This is a genomic window from Allobosea lupini (assembly GCF_900109525.1).
GTDB classification, from domain to species: Bacteria; Pseudomonadota; Alphaproteobacteria; order Rhizobiales; family Beijerinckiaceae; genus Allobosea; species Allobosea lupini.
The window spans coordinates 696,475-722,095 of sequence record NZ_FOAN01000002.1; the positions used below are offsets into that span (position 1 = coordinate 696,475).

Sequence of the window (25,621 nt, forward strand, 5' to 3'; positions counted from 1 at the left end):
TGGATTTACAGCCCCGACCGCGCTGCTAGGTTGAGGAAGCTTTAAAAAACTAAATGGGACCGGACCATGACCTCTGCGCCGCGCGCCATCAGCGCCCCGAACGATCTCGAAGCCTACTGGATGCCGTTCACGGCGAACCGGTCGTTCAAGCAGAATCCGCGCATGGTCGCCCGGGCCGAGGGCATGTTCTACTATACGCCCGAGGGCAAGCCGGTGATGGACGGCACCGCCGGGCTCTGGTGCTGCAATGCCGGCCATGCCCGCGAGCCGATCATCCAGGCGATCCAGGCGCAGGCGCGCGAACTCGATTACGCCCCATCCTTCCAGTACGGCCATCCCAAGGTCTTCGCGGCGGCAGCTCGGATCGCGGCGCTGGCGCCGGGCGATCTCGACCACGTCTTCTTCGCCGGCTCGGGCTCGGAAGCGGCCGACTCGGCCCTCAAGATCGCCCTGGCCTACTGGAACGTCTCGGGCAAGGGCTCGAAGACCCGGCTGATCGGCCGCGAGCGCGGCTATCACGGCGTCGGCTTTGGCGGCATCTCCGTCGGCGGCATGGTCAACAACCGCAAGTTCTTCGGCGGACTTTTGACCGGCACCGACCACATCTCCCACACCTATGACCGCGAGAAGCAGGCCTTCAGCAAGGGCGAGCCGGACTACGGCGCGCATTTCGCCGATGATCTCGAGCGCGTCGTCGCCCTGCACGACGCCTCGACCATCGCCGCGGTGATCGTCGAGCCGATGGCGGGCTCGACCGGGGCGCTGCCGCCGCCGAAGGGCTACCTCAAGCGCCTGCGCGAGATCTGCGACAAGCACGGCATCCTCCTGATCTTCGACGAGGTCATCACCGGCTTCGGCCGTCTCGGCTTCGCCTTCGCCGCCGAGCGCTATGGCGTGATCCCGGACATGATCACCTTCGCCAAGGGCGTCACCTCCGGCACGGTGCCGATGGGCGGCGTGATCGTGCGCAAGCACGTCTACGACGCCTTCATGAACGGGCCCGACAACGTCATCGAGCTGTTCCACGGCTACACCTATTCCGGCCACCCGCTGGCGGCGGCGGCCTCGCTGGCAGCGCTCGACATCTATCGCGAGGAAGGCCTGTTCGAGCGGGCGCGGGCGATGGAGGACGCTTGGGCCGATGCGGTGATGAGCCTGAAGGGCGAGCCGAACGTGGTCGATATCCGCACGCTCGGCCTGGTCGGCGCCGTCGATCTCGCGCCGCGGGCCGAGGGCCCCGGCAAGCGCGGCTACGCGGTGATCGAGCGCGCCTTCCACGAGGAAGGGCTGATGATCCGCACCGCCGCCGACACGATCGCCTTCTCGCCGCCGCTGATCATCACGGAGAGCCAAGTCGAGGAGCTGATCGGCAAGCTCAAGCGGGTGATCAGGGCGGTGGCGAACTGAGCCGAACTGACTTCATTCTCGGGCGAAGCGAAGCGCAGGCCCGAGAATCTCATGAAGACAAGGCGCCTCTCGGCGCTTCTTCCGGCCCGAGATGCTCGGGTCAAGCCCGAGCATGACGAGTGTCACCCCCGCCGCAGCTTGTTGTAGCGGGTGATCAACCTGTCGCGCTTCAGCCGCGACAGGCGGTCGATCCAAAAGATGCCGTCGAGCTGGTCGATCTCATGCTGATGGCAGACGGCGAGCAAGCCGTCGGCATCCTCGCTCTGTTCCTTGCCTTCCAGATCCTGATAGCGCACGCGGACATGGGCATGGCGCTCGAGCTCGTCGGTGACACCCGGCATCGAGACGCTGCCCTCGGTATGGCGAATGCTCTCGCGAGAGACCTGGTCGAGCTTGGGATTGGCATAGATGCGGACGTCGCCGGGCGTGAGCTCCAGCACGACGAGCCGGGACGGGACACCGATATGCGGCGCGGTGATGCCGATGCCGGGCGCCGACCGCATCGTATCGAGCAGGTCTTCCGCAAGAGCACGCAAATCCGCATCGAACCGCGTGACCGGTGGAGCAGGTAGCCGCAGGCGCGGATCGGGAAAGCTCAGGATCGGTCGGACAGGCATCGCAGTCTTGTCATGCGCTCCCCGGTTGGAGCGTCATCGCCAATACAGCGTAGCGATCCGGATGGATGCGCTCCACATCCCTTAGGTTGCCACCACACATCCGGCAGCTAGCGAGCTGGTCGACGTGATGCCGGAGCACAGGGCGGAGCCGATGCCGGTCGCCCTGCTCTATTCCCACAGGCAGCACCTGTCGCGCCGCCTGAAGGTCTTCGCCGAATGGCTGGAGCGCTCCTGAAGGAGCGGCTCTTCGCCTGATCAGGCCGCAGCCTTCTTCTCGGCGCTGCCATAGAAGCTCTCGCCGGTCTTGGCCATGCGCTTCAATAGCCGGTTCGGCTTGAAACGCTCGCCATGCTTCTTGGCGAGGCTCTCGCAGAGCTTCACGAAGGCGGCGGCGCCCATATTGTCGATATAGGATAGCGTTCCGCCCGAGTAGGGCGCGAAGCCGAAGCCGATGATCGAGCCGACATCGGCCTCGCGCGGATCGGTGACGACGCCTTCCTCATAGGTCTTGGCGGCTTCCAGCGCCTGCGTGACCAGCAGGCGGTGCTTCAGCTCATCCATATCCACCTTTTCGGGGTGGATATGGTTGGAGACGAGATCGGCGAGACCGGGCCAGAGCCGCTTCGGGCCGGCTTCCGGATAATCGTAGAAGCCCTTCCTGTTCTTGCGGCCGAGGCGGCCATGCTTCTCGACCATCTCGTTGAGCAGCTTCTCCTGCGCCGGGTCGACCGCCCCTTCGCCGAGCTGGGCCTTGGTCGCCTTCAGCACCTTGTAGGCGAGATCGACCGCGACCTCGTCATTGAGCGAGAGCGGGCCGACCGGCATGCCGGCCTGCTTGCCGGCGGCCTCGATCATCGCCGGCGGCACGCCCTCCATCAGCATGAGGTGACCCTCGCGGATGTAGTTGCCGACGCAGCGATTGGCGTAGAAGCCTCTGACATCGTTGACGACGATCGGCGTCTTCCTGATGGCGCGGACGAAGTCGAGCGCCATGGCGAGGGCCTTCTTGCCGGTCTTCTTGGCCATGATGATCTCGACCAGCAGCATCTTCTCGACCGGCGAGAAGAAATGGATGCCGATGAAATTCTTCGGCCGCTCGCTGTGCTCGGCGAGGCCGGTGATCGGCAGCGTCGAGGTGTTGGAGCCGAAGATGGTCTTGGGGCCGACCACGGCCTCGACCTTGGCGATGACCTCGGCCTTGACCTTGGGATCCTCGAACACGGCCTCGACGATCAGGTCGCAGCCCTTGAGATCGGCATAGTCGGCCGAGGCCTTGATGCGGCCGAGCAGCGCGTCGCGATCGGCGGTCTTGGCGCGGCCCTTGGTGATCTGGTCGGTGACCAGTTTGTGCGAATAGGCCTTGCCCTTCTCGGCCGCCTCGATGTCGCGGTCGACCAGCACCACCTCGATGCCGGCATTGGCGGTGACATAGGCGATGCCGGCGCCCATGAAGCCGGCGCCGACGACGCCGACCTTCTTCAGCTTCGAAGCGGGCACGTCGGCCGGGCGGCGGGCGCCCTTGTTCAGCTCCTGCATCGAGACGAAGAGCGAGCGGATCATCGAGGCCGCCTCCTTCGTCCGCAGGATCTTGGCGAAGTAGCGGCTCTCGACCTTGAGGGCGAGGTCCATCGGCAGCTGCAGGCCCTCATAGACCGCGCTCAGGATGGCGCGGGCGGCCGGATAGTTGTCGTTGGTCTCGCGGCGATAGATCGCGTTGGCCGGCGGCCAGATCTGCATCCCGGCCGGCGAATGCACCTTGTTCGAGGGTAGCTTGAACTTCGGGTCTTCCCAAGGCTGCTTCGCCTGCGGGTTGGCCTTAAGCCATTCCTTGGCCGCGGCGACGATCTGGTCGCGCGGCAGGACGGCATGGACGAGGCCCATATTGCGGGCCGGCAGCGCCTTGATCTGGTCGCCCTTGAACATCATCTGCAGCGCGTCGCCGGTCTGCATCAGGCGCGAGACGCGCTGGGTGCCGCCGGCGCCGGGGAACAGGCCGACCTTGATCTCGGGCAGGCCGACGCGGGTCGAGGCATCGTCCGAGACGACGCGGAGCTGGCAGGACAGCGCGAGCTCGAAGGCGCCGCCGAGGCAGACGCCATGGATCGCCGCCGCGAACGGCTTCCCGCAGGTTTCGAGCTTGCGATAGAGTTGGCTGAGCTTGCGGCTCTCGTCGAAGAAGCGCTGCATCGCGATCTGCTCGCCCTGCTCCTTGGCGAGCTTGACATAGAGGTCGCGCAGTCCCTGCAGCATGGTGAGGTCGGCGCCGCCGGAGAAGGCTTCCTTGCCGGAGACGATGACGCAGCCCTTGATCGCCTCGTCCGAGGCGACCTTGTCGACGACCTGGTTAAGTTCTTCCATCACCTGCGGGGTGATCACGTTCATCGAGCGCTCGGGCATGTCCCAGGTCAGGGTGGCGATGCCGTCGGCGTCGGTGTCGAAGCGGAAATTGACGAGGTTCATCGGCTCTCTCCTCAAACCCGTTCGATGATGGTGGCGACGCCCATGCCGACGGCGACGCAGAGCGTGACCAAAGCGGTCTGCTTGTTGGTGCGCTCGAGCTCGTCGAGGACGGTGCCGAGGATCATCGCGCCGGTGGCGCCAAGCGGATGGCCCATGGCGATGGCGCCGCCATTGACGTTGAGCACGGCGTCGTCGATGTCGAAGGCCTGCTGATAGCGCAGCACGACCGAGGAGAAGGCCTCGTTCAGCTCGAACAGGTCGATGTCCTTGACGCTCATCCCGGCCTTCTTGAGCACGAGCTCGGTGACGTCGACCGGGCCGGTCAGCATCAGCGCAAGGTCCGAGCCGGTGGTGGCAAAGGCCTTGATGCGGGCGCGAGGCTTCAGGCCCGCCGCCTTGCCGGCTTTCTTCGACCCGACCAGCACGGCGGCAGCGCCATCGACGATACCGGAGGAATTGCCGGCATGGTGGACGTGGTTGACGAACTCGACGTCCGGATGCGCCGCGGTCGCGACCGCGTCGAAGCCGCCCATCTCGCCCATCTGGACGAAGGAGGCCTTGAGCGCGGCCAATGCCTGCATGTCGGTCGCCGGGCGGATGGTCTCGTCGCGATCGAGGATGATCAGGCCGTTGACGTCGGTGACCGGGATCACCGAGTTCTTGAAGCGCCCCTCCTCCCAGGCCTTGGCGGCGCGCTTGTGCGAGCGCACGGCATAGGCGTCGACATCGTCGCGCGAGAAGCCGTACTTGGTCGCGATCAGGTCGGCCGAGACGCCCTGCGGCATGAAGTAGGTGTCGATCGCGACGGAGGGATCGACCGCGATGCCGAAGCCCGAGGCGCCCATGCCGATGCGGGACATGCTCTCGACGCCGCCGCCGATCGTCATCTCCTTCTGGCCGGACATGACCTGCGCCGCGGCGAGGTTGACCGCATCGAGGCCCGAGGCGCAGAAGCGGTTGATCTGCACGCCCGGCACTTCCTTGCCGTAGCCGGCTTTCAACGCAACGGTGCGGGCGATGTCGGCGCCGGCCTCGCCGACCGGATCGACGCAGCCATAGACCACGTCCTCGACCAGCTTGGTGTCGAGATTGTTGCGCTCCTTGATGGCGCGCAGGGTCTGCGTGCCCAGTTCAATCGCGGTGACCTCGTGCAAGGAGCCGTCGGCCTTGCCCTTGCCGCGCGGAGTGCGGACATGGTCATAGATGAAAGCATCAGCCATCAAGGGCCTCCCATCGGACGTTTTGCGGGCAACCTAGCCGTCATTGCGAGCGAAGCGAAGCAATCCAGACCGTAGAGCTCTGCCGCTCCTGGATTGCTTCGTCGGCTTCGTCTCCTCGCAACGACGCTGTTCAGAACTGCTCGGCGCTCAGCGCCATCGTGGCGTCGGAGCCGGAGGTGATCCGCGCCAGATGCGCAGCGGTCTCGGGCAGCGAGCGCTCCATGAAGAAGCGCGCGGTGACGAGCTTGGCGTTCATGCGCTCGGCCTGGCCATTGGCGCCGGCCTTGAGCTTCTCCTGCGCGACCTTGGCCATCTTCGCCCACATATAGCCGAGGCTAACCAGGCCGAGCAGGTGCATGTAGTCATGCGCACCGGCGCCGGCATTGTCCGGCTTGGCGAGCGCGTTCTGCATGAACCACATCGTCGCCTGTTGCAGATGGTTCAACGAGAGCTGCAGAGAGGCCAGCAGCGGCTTCAGCGCCTCATCGCCCTCGTTGTCTTTCACGAAGGCGCCGACCTCGTTGAAGAAAGCCATGATGGCGCGGCCTCCGTCGCGGCCGAGCTTGCGGCCGACCAAGTCCATCGCCTGCACGCCGTTGGCGCCCTCGTAGATCATGGCGATGCGGGCATCGCGGACGAACTGCTCCATTCCCCATTCGGCGATGTAGCCATGGCCACCATACATCTGCTGGGCCTTCACCGCATTGTCGAAGCCGACATCGGTGAGCACGCCCTTGAGCACGGGCGTCATCAGGCCGAGCTGGTCGTCGGCGGCCTGGCGCTCGGCGTCATCGCCGGAGCGATGGGCGATGTCCGACTTGATCGCGTTCCAGATGACGAAGGCGCGGGCCGCCTCGTTGAACGCCTTGATCGACATCAGCGTGCGGCGCACGTCCGGATGGACGAAGAGCGGATCGGCCGGCTTGTCGGGGTTCTTGGCGCCGGTCAGGGCCCGGCCCTGCAGACGGTCCTTGGCGTAGGCGACAGCGTTCTGATAGGCGACCTCGGACTGGGCCAGACCCTGGATCGCGACGCCGAGGCGGGCCTCGTTCATCATCACGAACATGGCGTTGAGGCCCTTGTTCTCGGCCCCGACCAGCCAGCCCTTCGCCCCGTCATAGTTCATGACGCAGGTCGAGTTGGCGTGGATGCCCATCTTGTGCTCGATCGAGCCGCAGGACACCTTGTTGTTCGCGCCGACCGAGCCGTCGGCTCCGACCTCGTTGCGCGGCACGACGAAGAGCGAGATGCCCTTGACGCCCTGCGGCGCGCCCTCGATGCGGGCGAGCACGAGGTGGATGATGTTCTCGGTGATGTCCTGCTCGCCGGCCGAGATGAAGATCTTGGTGCCCGTGATGGCATAGGAGCCGTCGCCGTTCGGCACGGCCTTGGTCTTGATCAGGCCGAGATCGGTGCCGCAATGCGGTTCGGTCAGGTTCATCGTGCCCGACCAGGTGCCCTCGGCCATCTTCGGCAGATAGGTGCGCTTCTGCTCGTCCGTGCCGTGGACATAGAGCGCGGCCATCGCGCCCATGGTCAGGCCCGGGTACATCGAGAAGGCCATGTTCGCCGAGGAGGAAAACTCGTTCATGATGGCGCCGAGCGTGTAGGGCAGGCCCTGGCCACCGTACTCGGGATCCATGGCGAGCCCGATCCAGCCGCCTGCAGCGTAGGCTTCATAGGCCTGCTTGAAGCCCTTCGGCGTCGTCACCGTGCCGTCGGCATTGCGCTTGCAGCCTTCCTGGTCGCCTGAATGATTGATCGGCTGGAGGACTTCCTCACAGAGCTTGGCGCCCTCGCCCAGCACGGCCTCGACCAGGTCCGGCGTCGCCTCAGCAAAGCCCGGGAGGTTGTTGTAGCGCTCGAACTGGAAGACGTCGTTGAGCAGGAACAGCGTGTCCTCGACAGGCGCCTTGTAGACCGGCATCGCATCCCTCCCTGGCGTTTCGTACAGCTTTGGTGACGAAGCTTGCCGGCTCGATAGGACAGCGGCGCTTCGAGATAGTTCACATATAAACTATCTAGCCGCAGCTTGCCAAGGGGCCAGCCCACTTTTTCTTCCGGATAGAGCAGTCGGGAGAGATTGGCGCCGCGCACGCAGTACGTGCAAACGAAAAATGCCCCGAACCTGCGAGGTTCGGGGCATCATTATCTCAGCGAGGTGAGCCGGTCAGGCGACCGGGCCGCTTCAGGCGTCGAGGCGCGCGAGCGTCGTTTCGAGCTCGGCGATAGCGGTCTCGATCTCGGTGCGCTGGCTGCGCAGCAATTCGAGCTGCTCGGCGATCTGGCTGCGGCTGAGCTGCAGGCCGCCGACCGAGGCGGACGGTTCCTTGCCCTTGAGCTCCTTGCCTTCCTCGTTGGCGAGCATGGCGCGGATCTCGACCAGGGTGAAACCGAGCTGCTTGCCCTTGAGGATGAGGGCTAGCCGGGCGCGGTCGCGGCCGGAATAGATCCGGGTCAGGCCGGAACGTGCCGGCGCGAGCAGGCCGCGCGATTCGTAAAAGCGCAACGTGCGCAGGGTGACCCCGAATTCGCGGGCGAGGTCGCTGATGGTGAAGCCATCGGCTTCGGCGGGATTCGTGGTCTGCGGGGAGGCGGAGCGGCCGTCGTGACTTGAGGTGGCCGCCAGAGCTGAGCTTTGGCGCGGCATATCTGTTCCTTAAGGTTGCGAAGCAGGGCGGCGACCCACCGGAAGGCGTCCCTGCGTTGCCGGCAATGTAGGCGAGGCGGCTCCCTTACGTCACGTCGTTAGCCGCCAACCGGGGGTAAGTTACCGTTATGCCCGGCCTGGGCAACCTGCCTGGGCAGGCGTTTCCGGAAAATTAACGTCCGGCGCCTCGATCTTAACGCTCTATTTACCGTGACGGCGAAAAGTCGGTGCCGCGGTCTGCAGTATCATTCGCATCAACCCGATGTTCATGATTGCCGGGATCGCAAGGGCGCCGCCGCCTGAGGGGGCTGCAAGCGCCTTTGGTCGAGATTGCCCCTCGAGGCGAGCGTGACATGGCGACCAGCCTGCCCTGGAGCGTCAAGGGCGTCGATCCGCGCACACGTGACGCGGCGAAGGCGGCCGCGCGCCGCGCCGGGATGACGCTCGGCGAGTGGCTCGACAACAAGATTCGCGAAGAGGCCGGGGAACCGGAGACCGTCGCACAGCACGCCGAGGAGCAGGACATCGCCGCGCTCTCAGAGCGCCTCGCCCGCCTCTCCCAAGGCGGCATGCAGACGGCTGCGGCTCCGCAGGCCGCCCCAGCCAGGCCCGAATTCTCGCGCGACCGCATGGACGCGTTCATAACCCAGGCCGCCATGGCCGAGCGCCTGACGCGCGACAGCAATGCGCGCACCGCAAGCGCGCTCGACTCGATCGCGCAATGGATCGAGCGCACCGAGGGCCGCCTGTCGGATGGCGAGCGCGCCACGGTCGAGCGCCAGGAGCGCGCCACCGCCGTAATCGCCGACGCGATCAAGACGATGGGCACCCGGCTCGCCGACATCGAACGCCGGGCCGAAGAGACCAGCCGCAGGCCGGCTGCCCCCCCAGCGCCCCTGCCGCAAGCCACGCGCCCGGTCGTGCTCAGCCGCGACGGTCTCGCCGCCGCTGTGTCCGACATCCGTTCGCGCCAGCGCGCCCTCGACGGCGATGCGCGCGCCGCAGTCTTCGAGCGCCCTGCCGCCACAGCTTTTGAGCGCCCTGCCACCGCCGCGCCGACGCTCGCGAGCCTGCGCGAGGATCTGCGCCAGCTGAACGATCGCATCGCGCCGGCCCAGCCGGCGATGCGGGTCGAGGAGCAGCGCGCCGCCTACAAGCCGCTCGAACGGGCGATCAGCGAGCTCGGAGCCAGGCTCGACCGCCTCGACGGGCGTGAGCGGCTCGACCCCATCCTGAAGCCGCTGGCGCGGATCGAGGCCGAGATCGGCCGCCTGTCCGACGGGCGCTCGCAGGAAAGCTACAACCGCTTCGAGCTCGAAGTCGCCCATCTCGCCGCCAAGGTCGACGCGCTCGCCGCACGCGGCGGCGACCGCCAGCTGATCGCTCCGATCCTGAACGAACTCGCCGAGTTGCGAGAGATCGTCTCCACTCCGGACGGCCGGCGCTTCGACGACCTGTCGCTGCAGCTCAACGCCCTGACCTCGGATGTCGGGCGCCTGCGCGACGACACCCGCGACCTGCGCAGCCTGTCGCTGGCGATCGAGGATGTGCGCGAGAGCCTGCACGCCGATCGCCTGCGCGAGCGCACCGGTGACAGCGCCCCGCTGCTGGCCCTGTCGCGCCAGGTCGAATCGCTCGCCCAGAAGCTCGACACGCTACCGACGATGACGACCTCGGTGATCGACGGGCAGGTCGACCAGCTCGTCGCCCGCCTCGGCGAACTCGACGCCATCGGCCGGCCGGCCTCCAACCAGCTCGCCGAGCGCATCGAATCGCTGGTGATCAAGCTCGAAGAGCTGGCCGACCGGCCGCCGAGCCGGCTCGAGGACCGGATCGAGACGCTGACCGATCGCATCGAGCAGCTCGCCGCCTCGAGCAGGCTCGCCCAGATGACGGATGACGGCGGCACACCTGTCGCCCGGGTCGACATGCGCCCGGTCGAGGACATGCTGCGCGGCCTCGCCGCCAAGATCGACGAGGCTGGCCGACCCGGCGCCGGCTCCGATTCCTTCGATGCGCTCGAGCGCCAGATCGCCGGCCTGACCCAGCGGCTGGACCAACAGGCCGCGACCCGCTCTGCCGAAAACGGCATCGAACGGACGCTGCAGGACCTCGTCGTCCATCTCCAGGGCATGCGCGAGGACACCACGGCGGCGGCCGAGCGCGCGGCGCGCGCCGCAATGGCCGACCTGCCGCCGTCTCGCGGCGCCAGCCTGTCGGAACTCAGCGACCTGATGAGCGGCCTGCGCGAGACCCATGTCTCGACCGGACGCGAGACCCAGGATGCGATCGGCGCCGTGCACCGGACGCTGGAGACCATCATCGGTCGCCTCGGCGATCTCGAAGCCGAGCTGGGCGAGGACCGGCGCGGTGGCGCAGCCACGCCACGCGTGCGCACACCCGCTGCGGCCGACGAGATCCGGGCGGTGGCTCCCACTGCCCCGATGGCCGAGCGCTTCGTCGCCGAGACGCGCCTGCCGCGCACCGGCGGGCTCGACCTGCCGCTGGAGCCGGGCTCCGGCCGGCCGCGCCCCGAGGCGCCCGCCCCACAGGGCAACGATCCGCAGGCCGTGCGCCAGAGCCTGATCGCCGCGGCGCGTCGCTCGGCCAAGGCCGCCAGCGACGCTGCGGCGACCAACCCGGCGACGACCGAGACGAGCAAGCCCGGCAAGGCGGCCAAATCACCCTCCGGCGGCGGGCGCCTCAAGGAAATTCTCGAAAAGCGCCGGCGGCCGCTGCTGCTCGGCCTCGCCGCGCTGGTTCTCGCGATCGGCGCCGCCCAGGTCTTCTCGAGCAGTCAGCAGGGCAGCGCCAAGAAGCAGCTGGTGAACGAGAGCAGCAGCCGGACTGAAGCGACCCGGCCCGCCCCCGCCGAAGCTCCTGCGGCCAAGCCGGCCCCGCAAGGCGCCCCGGCGGAGCCGGCGGCACCGCCGGTGAAGGACCAGAGCTCGGCCCTGCCGCCGCTGCAGATCGGCACGACGCCGGCGCAGGCCGCGGTTCCCGCGCCGGCCCAGACGGCCAATGCGGAGTCGCTGCCGCCGGCAGCCTCCGTGCCCTCAATGGTGGCTTCGCTGCCACTGCAGAGCCCGTCCGAGGCGGTCGATACCGTCACCGGCATCGGCGAGTTGCCGCCGACTGTCGGCAGCGCCGGCCTGCGCAAGGCAGCGCTCGCGGGCGACGCCCGCGCGGTCTACCAGATCGCGGCCCAGGCGGCCGACGGCCCCGGCAACCGCGACCCGAAGCTGGCGCTGCGCCTGTTCGAGCGCGCCGCCGTCGCCGGTCTCGGGCCGGCGCAGTTCCGCCTCGGCAACATGTTCGAGAAGGGCATCGGCACCAACCGCGACCCGGCGCTGGCCAAGGTCTGGTATGGGCGCGCCGCCGAGCGCGGCAACGCCAAGGCGATGCACAATCTCGCAGTGCTCTACGCCGAGGGTGCCGGCGGCAAGCCGGACTATGCCACGGCGACCGACTGGTTCCGCCGCGCCGCCGAGCATGGCGTGCGCGACAGCCAGTACAACCTCGCCATCCTGCTCGGCCGGGGCCTCGGCGCTCCGGCCGATCTTGGCCAGTCCTATCGCTGGTTCGCGATCGCGGCAGCCCAGGGTGACGAGGATGCCGGCCGCAAGCGCGACGAGGTGGCGGGCCGGCTGCCGGCCGGTGATCTCGCCGCCGCCAAGGCAGCGGCTGAGAGCTGGAAGCCGAAGCCGCTGGAGGCGAACGCCAACGAGGTCACGCAGCCGGCCAAGGGCTGGGACGAGCCGCCGGTCGCCGGCAAAAAGCCGGCCAAGCCGAGCCGCGGCTGAGCTTTCGGTGCAGGCCGGACCTGCGCCGAAAGCCCCTCAAAACTGCACAAATTGAAAAGGATTCCGCTGTAGCGTCACCGCTATGGCGTGATTTTCGTTCGGACGGTCCCGGCGGAGCAGCAGAAATTCGTGCCGGCTCAGCACGTCGGGCATGTTCTCGTCGCAAAAGTCGTATCCACTTTTGCGGCTCATGCCCGACATGAGGTGGCATCGACGGCCGGTAAGGTTTGGAAGCGTGCAGATCTATCTCCCGATCGCGGAACTGCCGATCAGCATTTTCCTGGTGCTCGGGCTGAGCGGCGCGGTCGGCTTCATCTCGGGCCTGTTCGGCGTCGGCGGCGGCTTCCTGCTGACGCCCTTGCTGATCTTCCTCGACATCCCCCCGGCCGTCGCTGTCGCGACCGTCGCCGCGCAGGTCGCCGGCTCGTCGATGACCGGCGTGCTGACCTACTGGCGGCGCAACGCGCTCGACTTCAAGCTCGGCGGCATCCTGGTCTCGGGCGGCATAGTCGGCACGATCCTGGGTGTGCTGTTCTTCAACTCGATGCGGCGGCTTGGCCAGCTCGAGCTGGTGATCACCCTGGCCTATGTCACGCTCTTCACCTGCATCGGCGGGTTGATGCTGTTCGACGCGGTGCGCGTCGCGCTACGCGACCGCCGGGGCAAGCCGGCCCGCCGCCTGCGCGAGGCCGGCTCGCATCCGCCCTGGATGGGCCTGCCGCTGCGCATGCGCTTCCCGCGCTCCCAGCTCTATGCCAGCGTGATCCCGATCATGGCGCTCGCCGTCATCATCGGCTTCATCGGTGCCGTTCTCGGCGTCGGCGGCGGCTTCATGCTCGTCCCCGCACTGATCTATTTCTTCCGGATTCCGCCGGCCGTGGTGGTCGGAACCTCGCTGTTCCAGATCCTGGTCACCATGACCGGCGCGACGGTGCTGCACGCCGTCACCAACCAGTCGGTCGACATCATCCTGGCCATGCTGCTGCTGGTCGGCGGCGTCATCGGCGCGCAGTTCGGCGGCCGGGCAGCGCGCAATCTCAACGTCTCCTCGTTCCGGCTGCTGCTGGCGCTGCTGATTCTGTCGGTCGGCCTGCGCTTCGCGGTCGAGCTCTTCCTGCCCCCGAGCGAGCCCTATTCGGTGGTGGTGCAGGACGGAGCGCAGCGATGAGACACGCGGCGCTCGCCCTCATAGCGGCCTGCCTCGCGGTCCTCGCCGCCCTCCCCGCGAAGGCCGAGGCGCTGATTGCGGCCCTGTCGACCCACCGGATCGCGATCGCCTCAAACTTCACCGGCGACCAGCTCGCGGTGTTCGGCCTGGTCGAGCGCGATGGCCGGTCCGTCGCGCGGGCCGACCCCTACGACATCGTCGTCACCGTCCGCGGCCCGCGGCGCATGCTGATCGTGCGCGAGAAGGAGCGCGTCGGCCCGCTCTGGATCAACCGCACCCAGCGCCGCTTCCCGGACCGCTCGATCTATCTCTCGGTCGCGACCAACCGGCCGATCAAGGAGATCCTGTCGGAAGAGGCGGCGCGACGCGACAAGATCGGCCTGGCCAATGCGCAGCGCACACCGACGGGCTTCGACTTCGAACTCGATATCGCCCGCTTTCGCGAAGCACTGATCCGGACGCTCGAAGGCAAGCAGCTCTATGCGCTGGACGAACGAGGCGTGACCTTCCTGTCGCCGGCCCTGTTCAGCTCGCAGATCAAGATTCCGGCGGTCGCGCCGACCGGCCCCTATGAGGTCGAGGTCCTGCTCTATGCCGGCGGCTCGATCCTGGCGCGCCAGACCACCAATTTCGAGGTGGTGAAGACCGGCGCAGAACAGCGCATGACCTCGGCCGCGCATGACCGGCCGCTTCTCTACGGCCTGGCGACGGTCGCGGTGGCCCTGCTGCTGGGCTGGCTGGCGACGGTGATCTTCCGGCGCGACTGAGCCTTGGATCGCACGTCGGCTTGTTTCGAGTAAGTGGATTCGACTTTCGGTCCGACGCTTCAGCCCGTCAGCATCTCATAGGCAAGGAAGGGCACGATCGTGCCTTCGGCCACGTTCGTCAGCTCGTCGGCGAGCTCGACCAGCCCGTCGGTCTCGGTCAGCGAGGTCAGCACGCCGGCGCCATCGCGCGGATGCTTGCGCGCCACGGAGATGCCGTCCGGCCCGGGAGCCAGCGAGACACGGACGTATTCGCGCCGGCCCGCCTTCTTCTTGTAGGGAAAGCCGAGCCTGACCGGCAGGCCGTGCAGCCTGTTCGGCGGTGTGCCCGAGAGGAGCGCGATCACGGTGCGGGCAACGAACGCGAAGGTGACGAAGACCGCGACGGGGTTGCCGGGGAGACCGATGAAGGGGGTGCCGGCGACGTGCCCCATCGCCACCGGGCGGCCGGGCTTGATCGCAACACGCCAGAAGGCGAGTTCGCCGGCGCGCTCGACCGCCGCCTTGACGTGGTCCTCCTCGCCTGTGGAGACGCCGCCCGAGGTCAGGATCAGGTCGCAGCTTTCCGCAGCCCGCAGCAGGCGTGCGGCGAGGCTCTCAGGTTCATCCTTGAGGATGCCAAGATCGACGACCTCCGCCCCGGCGCGGGTGACGAGCGCGCGCAGCAGGCTGCGATTGGCATCGTAGATGCCCGCGCGCGGCAGGGCCGTGCCGGGCTCGTTGAGCTCATCTCCGGTCGAGAAGATCGCGACGCGGACACGTCTGCGCACCGCGACTTCGGTCAGGCCGAGCGCGGCAAGCAGCGCGAGGTCCTGTGGTCGCAGGCGCCGGCCGGCAGCGAGCGCGACATGCCCGCGCGGCAGATCTTCGCCCGCTGGCCGGGTATTGGCGCCACGCTTCAGCCCGGGCGGCAGGATGACCGCGCCGGCTTTCAGCGTGACGTCCTCTTGCATGAAGACGGTATCGGCACCCGCCGGCATCGGCGCGCCGGTAAAGACACGCACGGCCACCCCCACCGTCGCGACACCGACGGCGTCGTTGCCGGCTGCAACCCTGCCCGAGAGCGGAAGCTGCGTTTCCGCGGCCGTCAGGTCGGCGAAACGGACAGCATAGCCATCGACCGCCGAATTGGCGAAGGGCGGCAGGTCCAGCGGCGCGATGACATCCGCGGCCAGCACGCGCCCATCCGCCGCGGCGAGCGAAACAGTCTCGCTGCCGGCCACCGCCGCGATGCGCTCGGCGGCGTGTCCGGCCGCCTGCTCGATCGTCAGCATCGGCCCGAAGGCGTCGGCATCCGCGCTGAGCTGCGCCATCGTCAGGAATCCTCTTTCGCCCGGGCCAGCACCGTGTCGAGCGGCTGGGCCTTGGCGAAGAGACAATCGGCGATGGCGGCGACGTCGTCGAGCCCGATCACCGGGCAACCGGCATCCGGAAGGGCGGTGTCGCTGGCGATGGCGACGATGCTGGGATCGCCTGGATGCAAAGGCGGCTTGTCGTTGGCGGCGCGATAGACCTCGAGCTTGGCATGCCGATCGCGCTTGAAGCCCTCGACGATGACAAGATCGACCGGAGACAGCCGCGCCAGCAGCTCCGGCAGCGCCGCTTCGGGCTCGTCGCGCAACTCGTGCAGCAGCGCCCAGCGCTTGCCCGAGGAGATCAGCACCTCGGAGGCGCCGGCCTGCCGGTGCGCCCATGAATCCTTGCCGGGGGTGTCGAGATCGAAGGCGTGATGGGCGTGCTTGATCGTCGAGACCCTGACGCCGCGGCGATTGAATTCCGGGATCAGCTTGGTGAGGAGGGTCGTCTTGCCGGCCCCGCTCCAGCCCGCCAGTCCGATCACGCGCATCGACAACGACATCCTCAAAAAGACAAAGCCGGGCGCGAGATGCGCCCGGCTGTCATCATGCAAATGCCGTCAGCGGGTCAAGCGCGGCAAAAGTTCACTCCGCCGGCTGCAGCTTGCCGCCGTGGACATGGCCCTTCTTCATTTCCTCGGCGACCCAGAGCGAATGGTGCTCCCTGGCCCAGTTGAGATCGACCTCGCCGGAGCCCATCGCGTCGAAGGCGCCCTCCATGCCGACCGTGCCGATATAGATGTGGGCGAGGATGGCAGCGATCATCAGCACGCCGACGATACCGTGGACCACATTCCAGAATTGCAGGTTGAGCACGCCGCCGGCCGTCGCGGGGAAAAGCAGATAGACGCCCGAGACGCCGAGCGCAGCGCCCCCGAGCACGACAGTCCAGAACACGATCTTCTGGCCGCCGTTGAAGCGCTTGGCCGGCGGATGGCCCTTGCCGACGATGCCGCCGCCGGCCGCGAACCAGCGGACGTCGACCATGCCGGGGATGTTGTCCTTGATCCAGATCAGGAACATCAGGGCGATACCCAGCATGAACGGCCATGCCAGGTAGTTGTGCGCCCATTTCGCCACGATCGAGACGTTGGTGAACGCCTCCGGGCCGATCAACGGCAGTAGCAGCGCCTTGCCGAAGGTGACGTTCAGACCCGACAGCGCCAGCACGATGAAGCAGGCTGCAGTAAGCCAGTGGACGAAGCGCTCGAAACCGTTGAAGCGCGTCAGCGTCTGCCCGGAGGGACCGCTCTCGATCCGGATACGGCCGCGGATGAGATAGAAGGCGATCAGCGCGATCAGCATGCCGAGCACAGCGACCGCGCCGATCTTGGTCATGGTGTTCTGGTGGAAGGCCCGCCACTCGCGCCCGGCGGGGCGCTCCAGCGTCGCCGCCTTGGTGTCGGGGATGCTGATGCGGCCCTGCAATTCGGCCGAAGGATTGCCCTTCAGCGCATCGAGGAACTGCTTCTCCCTGACCGAATCGGCGGTCGGGTTGACCTGCTGGGCGGAGCCAGGCTGGGCGATGCCGACGGCGATGGCCAGCAGCAGCGCCGTTACGAGGAAGCGGAGATGAGCGCGCAGCGACATTGCGGCATCCTTTTCGCGAAGGCAGCGTCAATCTGGGGAAGAACGCACCCGACCTTTTGCCAGGCCGTGATGCGCCCTCCTCCCCCAGCTCAGATCGTGATGGTTTCCCGATAGGCCGTCTGCCAGCCCCAGGCTCCCGAGCCGTAGCCGCGCTTGACCACGCGTTCCTTGTAAATCTGCGCGATCACCTCGCCGTCGCCGGCGAGCAGCGACTTGGTCGAGCACATCTCGGCGCAAAGCGGCAGCTTGCCCTCGGCGAGACGGTTCGAGCCGTATTTCTGATACTCGGCCGGCGACAGGTCGGCCTCCGGGCCGCCCGAGCAATAGGTGCACTTGTCCATCTTGCCGCGCGAGCCGAAATTGCTGACCTTCGGATATTGCGGGGCGCCGAACGGGCAGGCGTAGAAGCAGTAGCCGCAGCCGATGCACAGGTCCTTGTTGTGCAGCACGACGCCGTCGGCGGTGTTGTAGAAGCAGTCGACCGGACAGACGGCCATGCAGGGTGCGTCCGTGCAATGCATGCAGGCCATCGAGACCGAGCGCTCGCCGGGCTTGCCGTCATTGATGGTGACGACGCGCCGGCGGTTGATGCCCCAGGGCACGTCGTTCTCGTTCTTGCAGGCGGTGACGCAGGCGTTGCACTCGATGCAGCGATCGGCGTCACAGAGGAATTTCATCCGGGCCATGGTTCAGTTCCTCCTCACGCCGCCGCGATCTGGCAGAGCGTGACCTTGCCTTCGTGCATGGCGGTCACAGGGTCGTAGCCATAGGTCGTGACGATATTGACCGACTCGCCCAGCACGATCGGGTCGAGGCCCTTCGGATAATTGCCGCGCTGGTCGACGCCCTGATAGAAGCCGCCGAAATGGAAGGGCATGAAGGCGGCGCCTTTGCCGACCCGCTCGGTGACCAGCGCCTTGACCCTGGCCTTGGAGTTGTTCTCCGGTCCTGTCACCCAGACGAAGGCGCCATCCCGGATGCCACGCTCGGCCGCATCCGCCGTGTTGATCTCGACGAACATGTCCTGCTGCAATTCGGCCAGCCACTTGTTCGAGCGCGTCTCCTCGCCGCCGCCCTCGTATTCGACGAGGCGGCCGGAGGTCAGCACGATCGGGAACGACTTGGCGATGCCCTTCTCGACCGCCGCCTTCTGCACGGAGGTGTGGAGGTTCGGGATGCGCAGCGTGCGCTCGTCCGGACGCGCCGGCCATTTCGCCACGAGGTCGACGCGCGGCGAGTAGATCGGCTCGCGATGGACCGGCACCGGGTCGGGGAGGTTCCAGGCATTGGCCCTGGCCTTGCCGTTGCCGTACGGCACGCAGCCATGTTCCAGCGCGACGCGCTGGATGCCGCCGGAGAGGTCGGTCGACCAGGAGACGCCATCGACGGCGTTGCCGCCGATCCAGGAGATGGTGGCCAGTTCCGCCGGCGTCAGGTCCTTGTCCCAGCCGAGCTTCTTCAGCACACCCATGGTGAACTCGGGATAGCCGTCCTTGATGTCCGAGTTCAGCGAGTAGGAGCCGCCCTCGGCGAGCAGGGTATCCTCGACTTTGCTGCCGTCGGGCAGCGTGCGCTCGCGGGTGAGGCCGAAGCGCGGGCGGAAGGTGCCGCCGCCATCCTTGGCCGCGAGCGAGGTGTTGTAGAGGATGTGCGTGCCCGGGTGCTTGTATTCGGGCGTGCCCCAGCACGGCCAGGGCAGGCCGTAGAAATCGTTCTCGACCGGCGAACCCTTGGCGCCGCGCAGCGTCACGATGTCGAACTTGTCCTGGTTCGCCATGTGCAGCTTCAGGCGCTCGGGCGACTGGCCGGTATAGCCGGTCGACCAGCCGCCGCGGTTGATCTCCCTGAGGATCGATTCGGCCGTCGGCTCCAGCCCGATCTTGCCCTGGACCATCTCATAGGGCCGGAACATTTCGGTGGCGAAGCCGAGCTTCTGCGAGAGCTTGTAGATGACCGCGTAGTCGCTGGCCGATTCGAAGATCGGCTCGACGACCTTCTCGCCCCATTGCACCGAGCGGTTCGAGCAGGTGCGCGAGCCGGAGGTTTCGAACTGGGTGCAGATCGGCAGGATGTAGGTCCCGTTCTTGCGCCCGCCGAGCGAGACGAAATTGGTCGGATGCGGATCGCAGACGACGAGGAGATCGAGTTTCTCGAGGCCCTTCACCGCATCGGGCATGCGCGGGATGGTGTTGCCGCCATGGCCCATGACGAACATGGCTTTGAGGTTGTCCTTCTGGTCGACCTGCTCGGCCGGCAGGTTCGCGGCGTCGAACCAGCGGGTCGAGGTATGGCCGGAGGTCTCCATATTGGCCTTACGCGTGCGGGCCGGCCGGCCGCCCTTGGCCGGCACTTCGTCGAAGCGTGAGACGAAATAGTCGTAGTCGACGCCCCAGACGCGGGCCCAGTGGCGCCAGGCGCCCTCGACCAGGCCGTAATAGCAAGGCAGGTTCGAGATATCCAAGCCGAAGTCGGTTGCGCCCTGGACGTTGCAGTGGCCGCGGAAGATGTTGGCGCCGGTGCCGTTGGAGCCGACATTGCCGGTCGCCAGCAGGAGGTTGCAGATAGCGCGGACATTGGCCGTGCCGACCGAGTGCTGGGTCACGCCCATGCACCAGACAAAGGTCGCCGGCTTAACCGTGGCGAAGGTCTGGGCGACGCGCTTCAGCTGCTCGCCCGGAATGCCGGTGATGTCCTCGACCGTCTTGGGATCGTATTTCTCAACCTCCTTGCGGACGTCGTCCATGCCGTGGACGCGCGCGGCGATGAAGGCCTTGTCCTCCCAGCCGTTCTTGAAGATGTGCCACATCAGGCCCCAGATCACCGCGATGTCGGTGCCCGAGCGGAAACGGACATAGTCGGTGGCATGCGCCGCGGTGCGGGTCAGGCGCGGGTCGAAGACGATGACGTTTGCGCGCTGCTGCTCCTTGCCGGTCAGGATATGCTGCATCGAGACCGGATGCGCCTCGGCCGCGTTCGAGCCCATGAAGATGACGGTCTTCGAATTGCGGATGTCGTTGTAGGAGTTGGTCATGGCGCCGTAGCCCCAGGTGTTCGCGACACCTGCGACCGTGGTCGAGTGGCAGATGCGGGCCTGGTGATCGACGTTGTTGGTGCCCCAGAAGGCCGCGAACTTGCGGAACAGATAGGAGCCTTCGTTGGAGAACTTGGCCGAGCCGAGCAGATAGACCGAATCCGCGCCGGACTTGGCCCGGATCTCCGTCATCTTGTCGCCGATCTCATTGATCGCCTGGTCCCAGGACAGGCGCTGCCACTGCCCGTCGACCAGCTTCATCGGATACTTGATGCGGCGATCGCCATGGACGAGCTCGCGCACCGAGGCCCCCTTGGCGCAATGGCTGCCGCGGTTGATCGGGCTCTCCCAGGCCGGCTCCTGGCCGACCCAGACGCCGTTGTTGACCTCGGCCCGGACGGTGCAGCCCACCGAGCAATGGGTGCAGATGTTCTTGACGACCTTGGTGCCGGTGGCGGGGCCGGGCACGGCGGCCTCGGCCTTGCGGACCGAGCCGATCTGCAGGGCGCCGGCAGCCGCGACACCGCCGGCGACGAGGCCGGAGCGGCGCAGGAAGGAGCGGCGGTCCATCACGCCGGAGGCGAGGCCTCCAAGGGCGCTCTGCAGGCGGCCGCGCTGGACGTCGGCGGATTTGCGCTTGATCAGCATGATGCCGCCTCCTCAGTAACGGTTGACACGGTAGAAGTCCTTGACGTGCTCGCTCTCGCGATAGCGCGCCTTCGTCTCGTCCTTGCCGGGATCGACGGCGGCGGCAGGCGCGACCGCGACTGGAGCCACGGCCACCGTTGCGCCGGCGCCGAGCGCCTTGAAGAAGTTGCGGCGGTCGAGAGCCGTCTCCTTGCTCTTCTGCGACATCGTCGTCTCCTCCGTGCCGTATGTCATGCGGGCAGGCTCGCGGCCTGCGTCTCGATCGAAAGGTAAAGGCTGCCGACCCGGCCGACAGCGCGGTAGAACCGCGCCGCCTGCGCGGTTTCGAGATCGGCGAAGAAGCGGTCGGCCCAGGGGCGGATGTGGCGGGCGAAGAAAGATGCCTCGTCGACCCCCTCGCCCGAGACCTCGTCGCGGATCAGCTTGGCCTCGATATCCATCAGCACGGCGATATGGTCTTCGGGCTCGCCGACGCGCTCGGCGCGGGCGAGACCGAGCCTGCCCATGTCCTCGCGCACCAAAGCGAGCGGGCGCTCGTGCAGGAAGCCGGTGAGATAGTAGGAGGCATATGGCAGGAGCTCACCGCGGCCGACACCGATGAAGAGCTGGAAAAACTCGTCTCGCACCTGTTCGGGGCTCGCCTCGGCGGCGGCTTCCGCCAGAGCCATATGGGCCATTCCGAGCGGGGAAGCATCGCCGCGCAGGCTCTGCAGGGCCGCAAGGGTTTCGATTGTCGGAGCGCGCCAGAGCAGAGCGCCGATCAGCTCGAACTCGTCGGCGCGGGCGGCGTCGAGCGCGTCGATCGCGAGGGCGGCAGTCTCGACGATGATCGGCTCCTGCGGGTAGAGATCGGGCCGCAGATCGCTGCGCGAGACGCCGGTCAAAGCCTCCACCGAGAGGACGCGATCGGCCGGGACACGCTTCCAGGTCGAGATCGCCGGCTGCGAGACACCGACCCCTCGCGCCAGCGCACGCACGCCGCCGGCCGCTTCGATCGCTCGCTCCAGAGCCTGGTCCCGCATGAACGAAGGCGTCTCCAATCCCGCGCCAGCAAGCTAGAACCCGCCGGAGCACGCGGCGATAATGAGACCTTATCGGTTTAGATTGCAATTGTTCTCAACTGAAGCTCAGAGCGGCGTCGCCCCCCCGCCACGACGCCTTGCCCGCTGCTGTGGCGGCTGAATTTCAGGTATTTTTTGCGCTGCAACAGAACTGCCGCCCGGAGAAACACTCGATTCAGCAGCTTTTTCAGCGAATTTTTGGGAAACAGCCTCGTCGCCTAGCCGCACCGGCTGGGCGTCATCGGCGGCTATTCCAGGAACCTGCTGCGCCGCAGCAGAATCAGACCCGCTCTCGTCATTAGACGAAGGTCGAACAACTGCGACGTCGTTACGCACCTCCTCGGTTGGACCGGCAACCGGCTCGGGCGGCTTGCCGAAGATGTTGGCCAGCATCTCCTCGACATTGTCCGACTCGCTGAGCGGCCCATAGCCCGGCGCGCCACCCGGCGTGTTCCAATCGAGCGCATAGTCACGGGCCGGGTCGAGATAGCCCGAGATCGCCGGATCGCTCTCCCAGGCGCGCCGCAGTGCCTTGAGCTTCCACTCCTCGGGCACGTTCTGCTTCAGCCAATGGGCGACGTCGAAATCCTTGTCGACGAGGTCAAGCGAGGGCGGCTCGACCATCTCCGCTTCGGGTTCAGGTGGAGAGGCCTGCGAGATGGGAGCGGGAGCATCTGGCTGCTCTGCGGCGACGGGCGTGGCCGGCTGCTGCGCCTCCTTCTTGCGGCGCGCCCAGCGGCCGAGAAAGCCTTCTTCGCGGTCCTCGTCCTCGGGGCGCGGCATCAATCCTCTCCACGTTGGAGACCCGGGCGCGGCCGCATTCCGCCCTTGCGCGGATCATGCTCCGTGCGCTTGCGCTTGACGAATTCGCGCTCGACATGGTGCGCCTCGAAGAAGGCGAGCACCGCTTCGGCGATCGCAGCCGGCATCGGCACAGCCTCGACGATGTCGTCGACATTCTCCAGGAAGACCTCGCCCTCGGACGGATCGGCGGTAACGCCGACCAGCTCCAGCGCCGGCTCGATCCCGGTCGGCCGGATCGAGACCCAGAGCTTGGCGTTGCCGCTCGCGAAATTCTCGCGGAAATGGGCAGTGTCGACCGAATGCAGCGTCAGCACGGCCGAGCCGAGATAGAACTGCTCGCGCCTGTCGTCGCCGGCGAGCCGGCTCCAGGGCGCGAGGGGCGGCGGCTCGGGCAGCACCGCGATCGGCGCCCAGGCATGGTCGGCCCAGGGCGAATCAAGTTTGCGCCGCTCGACCACGACACCAACCTCGTGATGTTGCTGCATGGCCTCGTCCTCAATTCGCCATCTCGTGCGCGGCGAGCGGCAGGCCGGTCACCAGGTTCTGCGGCTTCATCCTGACCAGTCGGTCGCCGTCCATCGCCAGCATCAGATAGATAGGCGCTCCCTCGGCCGCCGGCAGCACCGGCACCTCGGATGGCAGGGTCAAACGGTAGAGCGCGATCAGGCGTGAAGCCTTGTCCTCATCGAGCGCCTCCCCCTTCCAGAGCGCATTGCCGATCGCGGTTGCCTGCGCATCGAGGCCGACGAACCAGCGCCAGTTTGCGTCCCTTACATTCTCGATCGCTTCGATCTCGACGTCGAAGCCATGGATCTGCCGGACCCAGTGGGCGATCGCCTTGCCGAGCGCAGCGCGGCCGGAGGGCTTGCCGCCGAGGTCGAGCACCAGGTCGAAGGCGTCCGAGCGCTGCCAGTAGCGGTCGGCATCGCCGCTCTTGAGGATATCGAGCGAGGTCACTGCCGGACCGCCGAGCATGGCGAGCAAGGGCGACGCATGCCTGTCAGCCTCGTGGCCCTCGATCATCTCGGCATCGGCGAGCAGGATCGTGTTCTCGTGCAAGGTGACGCGCTGCGGCCGGAACAGGCATTCGGCGGCACGCACCACGAAGGGGTCGCCTTCCTCGTCTAGCCCGGCGCGCAGGATGACGTGGACGAGCTGGTCGAGGAAGACGGGCGGGACGCCGGAGACGCCGCGGCGGATGATCCCGGCATAGGCACCCTGCAGCGTCGGCGCCGCCAGCAGACGCTCGCGCCAACCGAGCAGGAAGCGCCAGTTCTCGCGCGCATCGGCATCGGCGATGGCCGCGATCTCGCGCTCGGCGACCTCGGCCTGCGGCTGCGCCATCAGCTTGGCATGCAGTGCCCGCTCGGCATCGCAGGCTTCCTCCGGCGGCAGCACCTCCGGCCGCGCCAGATAGGCCTTGAGGAAATCATCGGTGACGACGAGTCCGCCGCCAACCTCACGGTCGAGCAGGAGATGACCGGAGCTCGCCCAGAAATGGGTCATCTCGGCGCGTCCTTGATCAACTGCATCAGGTCGACATGCTCCTCAGGCTCGTCCTCGCCATCGGTCTCGATGAATTCGAAGGCGCGGAACGCATCCTTGGGCGTATCACCGCGCGGCATCAAGGTCCGGAAGCGCTCGCGGATCTCGCCATCCTCGAGCGTGCGATGCAAAGCGAGCAGAGTCTGCGCGGGATGATCGCAGAGCGAAGCGGCGAATGCGACCTCCTCCTCGGCTGCGGCGCGCGCCGCCGCGAGATCGGGCGCTCCGAGTTTGTCGACGAGTTGCGTCGCAAGCTGGGCAACCGCTTGCTGACGTTCCTCCACCGTCACTTCGGTGACGACCGCGAGCGTGCTCCAGCCGAAGCTGCCGATACCGAGGAAGCCGGAGCGGAAGGCGACGCGGCCCTTGGTGTCGAGTCCGGCAACGCTATCCGGCGTGAACAGGAAGGAGCCGGTGACCAGCCATTCGCCAGGTTCCGCCGCCTTGCGGAAGACGAAGCCGTCCGACGGATCGAGCCGGATCGCGCGTGGGAGCTTGAGGGCATTCAATGTGAAGCCCTCATCCTGAGGAGCGCTCCGCAGGAGCGCGTCTCGAAGGATGCTCCAGCCGGTTCCGGAGCCTTCTGAAACATCCTTCGAGACGCCGCAGCGCGGCTCCTCAGGATGAGGGCTGAGGAGAAAGGCGGGGCGGTGTCGACGGCGCTCACAGCTTCGGCGCTCCGCTGTCGCGGTCGAGCCAGTCGACCTTCGCCAGCGCCTCGGTGAGGCTCCGACGTTCCGTGCCGAACTGCGAGGTCGCGATCAGGTCGCCGTTCGGCTCGATGCCGTGGCGCACGCCGACCACCTTTTCCAGCCGGTCGAGCCATCGCCGCGCAGCCGCCTTGGCGCCCTCGTCCTGCCAGTGGCTGACACCGAGCATGAGATGGCGGCAGAAGGACTCGATCAGGTCGACGGCATCGACTTCCTCGAAGCCCTCCTCGGCCATGCCGACGCCGGTCTGGCCGAGCTCGAAGGGCGACATCGTGGTCGCCCGGACCATGGCGCCGAAGACGAGCCAGTCCGGCACCTGATTCTCCGGGCAATCCGTCGGCCAGCCGAGGCGGCCGCCGCCGATCAGGCCGAGATCGTAGGTCAGCGCATCCGGCCAGCGGAACAGCACCGGCCGCTCCGGCGGCGAATGCACGGCAAGCGCATCGGCGAGCGCGTTCATGGCGAGGTAATGGGCGAGCCTCGCCTCGGCGAGGATGGCGTCGGGCTCCAGGACCACCGCGAATTCGACGATGTCGAAACGTCGCACCCAAACCAGGGTCGCGGCTCCGGCCTCGGCCGCGATCGCCTGCGCATGGGCGAAGGCGTCGCCCGATTCGCGCAGGGTGACGAGCGAAAAGCCCGGCGGCAGCACCGGCTCGCGCCTGAGATCGTTCTGCCTGACCGGCCCTGCCGCCATCGTTGCTGCCCTGTCGCCTCTTATCCCAAGGGAGAGGCTTGCTTCTTTGGAGCCATTCCAATCCCATATAGGGAGGAATTATCGCAAGCGC

21 protein-coding genes and 1 pseudogene are annotated in these 25,621 nt (G+C 67.1%); 5 read left to right on the plus strand and 17 right to left on the minus strand.

Annotation, left to right across the window (positions count from 1 at the left end; all coding sequences use genetic code 11):
* Positions 1–66 precede the first annotated feature (66 nt).
* The gene (gene aptA / locus BMZ21_RS08865; RefSeq protein WP_091831939.1) at positions 67–1,407 is read left to right on the plus strand and encodes an omega-aminotransferase AptA; all 1,341 of its coding nucleotides are present in this window, start codon (positions 67–69) and stop codon (positions 1,405–1,407) included.
* A gap of 122 nt (positions 1,408–1,529) precedes the next feature.
* Here aptA and BMZ21_RS08870 read toward each other — a convergent pair whose 3' ends face one another.
* Positions 1,530–2,024: a peptide deformylase gene (locus BMZ21_RS08870; RefSeq protein WP_091831941.1), complete on the minus strand. Its 495-nt coding sequence runs from the start codon at positions 2,022–2,024 to the stop codon at positions 1,530–1,532.
* A 112-nt stretch (positions 2,025–2,136) separates the two neighbouring features.
* Here BMZ21_RS08870 and BMZ21_RS29890 point away from each other — a divergent pair.
* Positions 2,137–2,279, plus strand: a pseudogene (locus BMZ21_RS29890) (LysR family transcriptional regulator); the annotation flags it as partial.
* Here the strand turns inward: BMZ21_RS29890 and BMZ21_RS08875 are convergent.
* The 4 genes from BMZ21_RS08875 to BMZ21_RS08890 form a co-directional block, all read right to left on the minus strand.
* On the minus strand, positions 2,280–4,484 hold the full coding sequence (locus BMZ21_RS08875; RefSeq protein WP_091831943.1) for a 3-hydroxyacyl-CoA dehydrogenase NAD-binding domain-containing protein: 2,205 nt from the start codon (positions 4,482–4,484) through the stop codon (positions 2,280–2,282).
* A gap of 11 nt (positions 4,485–4,495) precedes the next feature.
* Positions 4,496–5,704: an acetyl-CoA C-acetyltransferase gene (locus BMZ21_RS08880; RefSeq protein ID WP_091831945.1), complete on the minus strand. Its 1,209-nt coding sequence runs from the start codon at positions 5,702–5,704 to the stop codon at positions 4,496–4,498.
* Positions 5,705–5,834: 130 nt separating this feature from the next.
* On the minus strand, positions 5,835–7,631 hold the full coding sequence (locus BMZ21_RS08885; RefSeq protein ID WP_091831947.1) for an acyl-CoA dehydrogenase C-terminal domain-containing protein: 1,797 nt from the start codon (positions 7,629–7,631) through the stop codon (positions 5,835–5,837).
* A gap of 261 nt (positions 7,632–7,892) precedes the next feature.
* Positions 7,893–8,354 (minus strand): MerR family transcriptional regulator, encoded by a 462-nt coding sequence (locus BMZ21_RS08890; RefSeq protein ID WP_091831950.1) that lies wholly within the window; start codon positions 8,352–8,354, stop codon positions 7,893–7,895.
* Between the two features lie 353 nt (positions 8,355–8,707).
* Between BMZ21_RS08890 and BMZ21_RS08895 the strand changes: the two genes are divergently transcribed.
* The 3 genes from BMZ21_RS08895 (at position 8,708) to BMZ21_RS08905 (ending at position 14,092) form a co-directional block, all read left to right on the plus strand.
* Complete coding sequence (locus BMZ21_RS08895; RefSeq protein WP_091831952.1) at positions 8,708–12,157, plus strand: SEL1-like repeat protein; 3,450 nt, start codon at positions 8,708–8,710, stop codon at positions 12,155–12,157.
* A 235-nt stretch (positions 12,158–12,392) separates the two neighbouring features.
* Entirely contained in the window at positions 12,393–13,325 is a 933-nt protein-coding gene (locus BMZ21_RS08900) for a sulfite exporter TauE/SafE family protein (protein WP_091831954.1), read from the plus strand.
* A complete protein-coding gene (locus BMZ21_RS08905) occupies positions 13,322–14,092 on the plus strand; it encodes a TIGR02186 family protein (RefSeq protein WP_091831957.1) in 771 nt (256 codons plus the stop codon). Before BMZ21_RS08900 ends, BMZ21_RS08905 begins: the two co-directional genes overlap by 4 nt.
* Positions 14,093–14,151: 59 nt before the next feature.
* Here the strand turns inward: BMZ21_RS08905 and BMZ21_RS08910 are convergent, their stop codons facing one another.
* From BMZ21_RS08910 to BMZ21_RS08965, 12 genes are all read right to left on the minus strand, one after another.
* Positions 14,152–15,402 (minus strand): molybdopterin molybdotransferase MoeA, encoded by a 1,251-nt coding sequence (locus BMZ21_RS08910; protein WP_091831959.1) that lies wholly within the window; start codon positions 15,400–15,402, stop codon positions 14,152–14,154.
* A gap of 2 nt (positions 15,403–15,404) precedes the next feature.
* Positions 15,405–15,935, minus strand: coding sequence for a molybdopterin-guanine dinucleotide biosynthesis protein B (gene mobB, locus BMZ21_RS08915; protein ID WP_091831961.1), 531 nt, complete (start codon positions 15,933–15,935; stop codon positions 15,405–15,407).
* Positions 15,936–16,029: 94 nt separating this feature from the next.
* Positions 16,030–17,034: a formate dehydrogenase subunit gamma gene (locus BMZ21_RS08920; protein WP_091831963.1), complete on the minus strand. Its 1,005-nt coding sequence runs from the start codon at positions 17,032–17,034 to the stop codon at positions 16,030–16,032.
* Positions 17,035–17,123: 89 nt separating this feature from the next.
* Positions 17,124–17,720 carry a formate dehydrogenase FDH3 subunit beta gene (gene fdh3B, locus BMZ21_RS08925; RefSeq protein ID WP_091831965.1) on the minus strand — a complete coding sequence of 199 codons (597 nt, stop codon included), beginning with the start codon at positions 17,718–17,720 and terminating at the stop codon, positions 17,124–17,126.
* 14 nt (positions 17,721–17,734) lie between these two features.
* The gene (locus BMZ21_RS08930) at positions 17,735–20,713 is read right to left on the minus strand and encodes a formate dehydrogenase subunit alpha (protein ID WP_091831968.1); all 2,979 of its coding nucleotides are present in this window, start codon (positions 20,711–20,713) and stop codon (positions 17,735–17,737) included.
* Between the two features lie 12 nt (positions 20,714–20,725).
* Positions 20,726–20,947: a formate dehydrogenase gene (locus BMZ21_RS08935; protein WP_425285418.1), complete on the minus strand. Its 222-nt coding sequence runs from the start codon at positions 20,945–20,947 to the stop codon at positions 20,726–20,728.
* The gene (locus tag BMZ21_RS08940; protein ID WP_091831974.1) at positions 20,944–21,735 is read right to left on the minus strand and encodes a Cro/CI family transcriptional regulator; all 792 of its coding nucleotides are present in this window, start codon (positions 21,733–21,735) and stop codon (positions 20,944–20,946) included. Before BMZ21_RS08940 ends, BMZ21_RS08935 begins: the two co-directional genes overlap by 4 nt.
* 105 nt (positions 21,736–21,840) lie before the next feature.
* Positions 21,841–22,557, minus strand: coding sequence for a DUF3306 domain-containing protein (locus tag BMZ21_RS08945; RefSeq protein ID WP_091831977.1), 717 nt, complete (start codon positions 22,555–22,557; stop codon positions 21,841–21,843).
* On the minus strand, positions 22,557–23,063 hold the full coding sequence (locus BMZ21_RS08950) for a DUF3305 domain-containing protein (protein ID WP_091831980.1): 507 nt from the start codon (positions 23,061–23,063) through the stop codon (positions 22,557–22,559). Before BMZ21_RS08950 ends, BMZ21_RS08945 begins: the two co-directional genes overlap by 1 nt.
* A 10-nt stretch (positions 23,064–23,073) precedes the next feature.
* Positions 23,074–24,084: a DUF6352 family protein gene (locus BMZ21_RS08955; RefSeq protein WP_091831983.1), complete on the minus strand. Its 1,011-nt coding sequence runs from the start codon at positions 24,082–24,084 to the stop codon at positions 23,074–23,076.
* Positions 24,081–24,632 carry a DUF6505 family protein gene (locus tag BMZ21_RS08960; RefSeq protein ID WP_091831986.1) on the minus strand — a complete coding sequence of 184 codons (552 nt, stop codon included), beginning with the start codon at positions 24,630–24,632 and terminating at the stop codon, positions 24,081–24,083. Before BMZ21_RS08960 ends, BMZ21_RS08955 begins: the two co-directional genes overlap by 4 nt.
* Positions 24,633–24,786: 154 nt before the next feature.
* Complete coding sequence (locus BMZ21_RS08965) at positions 24,787–25,530, minus strand: biotin/lipoate--protein ligase family protein (RefSeq protein WP_091831989.1); 744 nt, start codon at positions 25,528–25,530, stop codon at positions 24,787–24,789.
* Between the last annotated feature and the right edge of the window lie 91 nt (positions 25,531–25,621).

What these genes read in the sequence shown, in the direction of transcription:
- aptA (WP_091831939.1), top strand. Translation starts at nt 67, where the DNA reads ATGACCTCTGCGCCGCGCGCCATCAGCGCCCCGAACGATCTCGAAGCC.
- BMZ21_RS08870 (WP_091831941.1), bottom strand. Translation starts at nt 2,024, where the DNA reads ATGCCTGTCCGACCGATCCTGAGCTTTCCCGATCCGCGCCTGCGGCTA.
- BMZ21_RS08875 (WP_091831943.1), bottom strand. Translation starts at nt 4,484, where the DNA reads ATGAACCTCGTCAATTTCCGCTTCGACACCGACGCCGACGGCATCGCC.
- BMZ21_RS08880 (WP_091831945.1), bottom strand. Translation starts at nt 5,704, where the DNA reads ATGGCTGATGCTTTCATCTATGACCATGTCCGCACTCCGCGCGGCAAG.
- BMZ21_RS08885 (WP_091831947.1), bottom strand. Translation starts at nt 7,631, where the DNA reads ATGCCGGTCTACAAGGCGCCTGTCGAGGACACGCTGTTCCTGCTCAAC.
- BMZ21_RS08890 (WP_091831950.1), bottom strand. Translation starts at nt 8,354, where the DNA reads ATGCCGCGCCAAAGCTCAGCTCTGGCGGCCACCTCAAGTCACGACGGC.
- BMZ21_RS08895 (WP_091831952.1), top strand. Translation starts at nt 8,708, where the DNA reads ATGGCGACCAGCCTGCCCTGGAGCGTCAAGGGCGTCGATCCGCGCACA.
- BMZ21_RS08905 (WP_091831957.1), top strand. Translation starts at nt 13,322, where the DNA reads ATGAGACACGCGGCGCTCGCCCTCATAGCGGCCTGCCTCGCGGTCCTC.
- BMZ21_RS08910 (WP_091831959.1), bottom strand. Translation starts at nt 15,402, where the DNA reads ATGGCGCAGCTCAGCGCGGATGCCGACGCCTTCGGGCCGATGCTGACG.
- mobB (WP_091831961.1), bottom strand. Translation starts at nt 15,935, where the DNA reads ATGCGCGTGATCGGACTGGCGGGCTGGAGCGGGGCCGGCAAGACGACC.
- BMZ21_RS08920 (WP_091831963.1), bottom strand. Translation starts at nt 17,034, where the DNA reads ATGTCGCTGCGCGCTCATCTCCGCTTCCTCGTAACGGCGCTGCTGCTG.
- fdh3B (WP_091831965.1), bottom strand. Translation starts at nt 17,720, where the DNA reads ATGGCCCGGATGAAATTCCTCTGTGACGCCGATCGCTGCATCGAGTGC.
- BMZ21_RS08930 (WP_091831968.1), bottom strand. Translation starts at nt 20,713, where the DNA reads ATGCTGATCAAGCGCAAATCCGCCGACGTCCAGCGCGGCCGCCTGCAG.
- BMZ21_RS08935 (WP_425285418.1), bottom strand. Translation starts at nt 20,947, where the DNA reads ATGACATACGGCACGGAGGAGACGACGATGTCGCAGAAGAGCAAGGAG.
- BMZ21_RS08940 (WP_091831974.1), bottom strand. Translation starts at nt 21,735, where the DNA reads ATGCGGGACCAGGCTCTGGAGCGAGCGATCGAAGCGGCCGGCGGCGTG.
- BMZ21_RS08945 (WP_091831977.1), bottom strand. Translation starts at nt 22,557, where the DNA reads ATGCCGCGCCCCGAGGACGAGGACCGCGAAGAAGGCTTTCTCGGCCGC.
- BMZ21_RS08950 (WP_091831980.1), bottom strand. Translation starts at nt 23,063, where the DNA reads ATGCAGCAACATCACGAGGTTGGTGTCGTGGTCGAGCGGCGCAAACTT.
- BMZ21_RS08955 (WP_091831983.1), bottom strand. Translation starts at nt 24,084, where the DNA reads ATGACCCATTTCTGGGCGAGCTCCGGTCATCTCCTGCTCGACCGTGAG.
- BMZ21_RS08965 (WP_091831989.1), bottom strand. Translation starts at nt 25,530, where the DNA reads ATGGCGGCAGGGCCGGTCAGGCAGAACGATCTCAGGCGCGAGCCGGTG.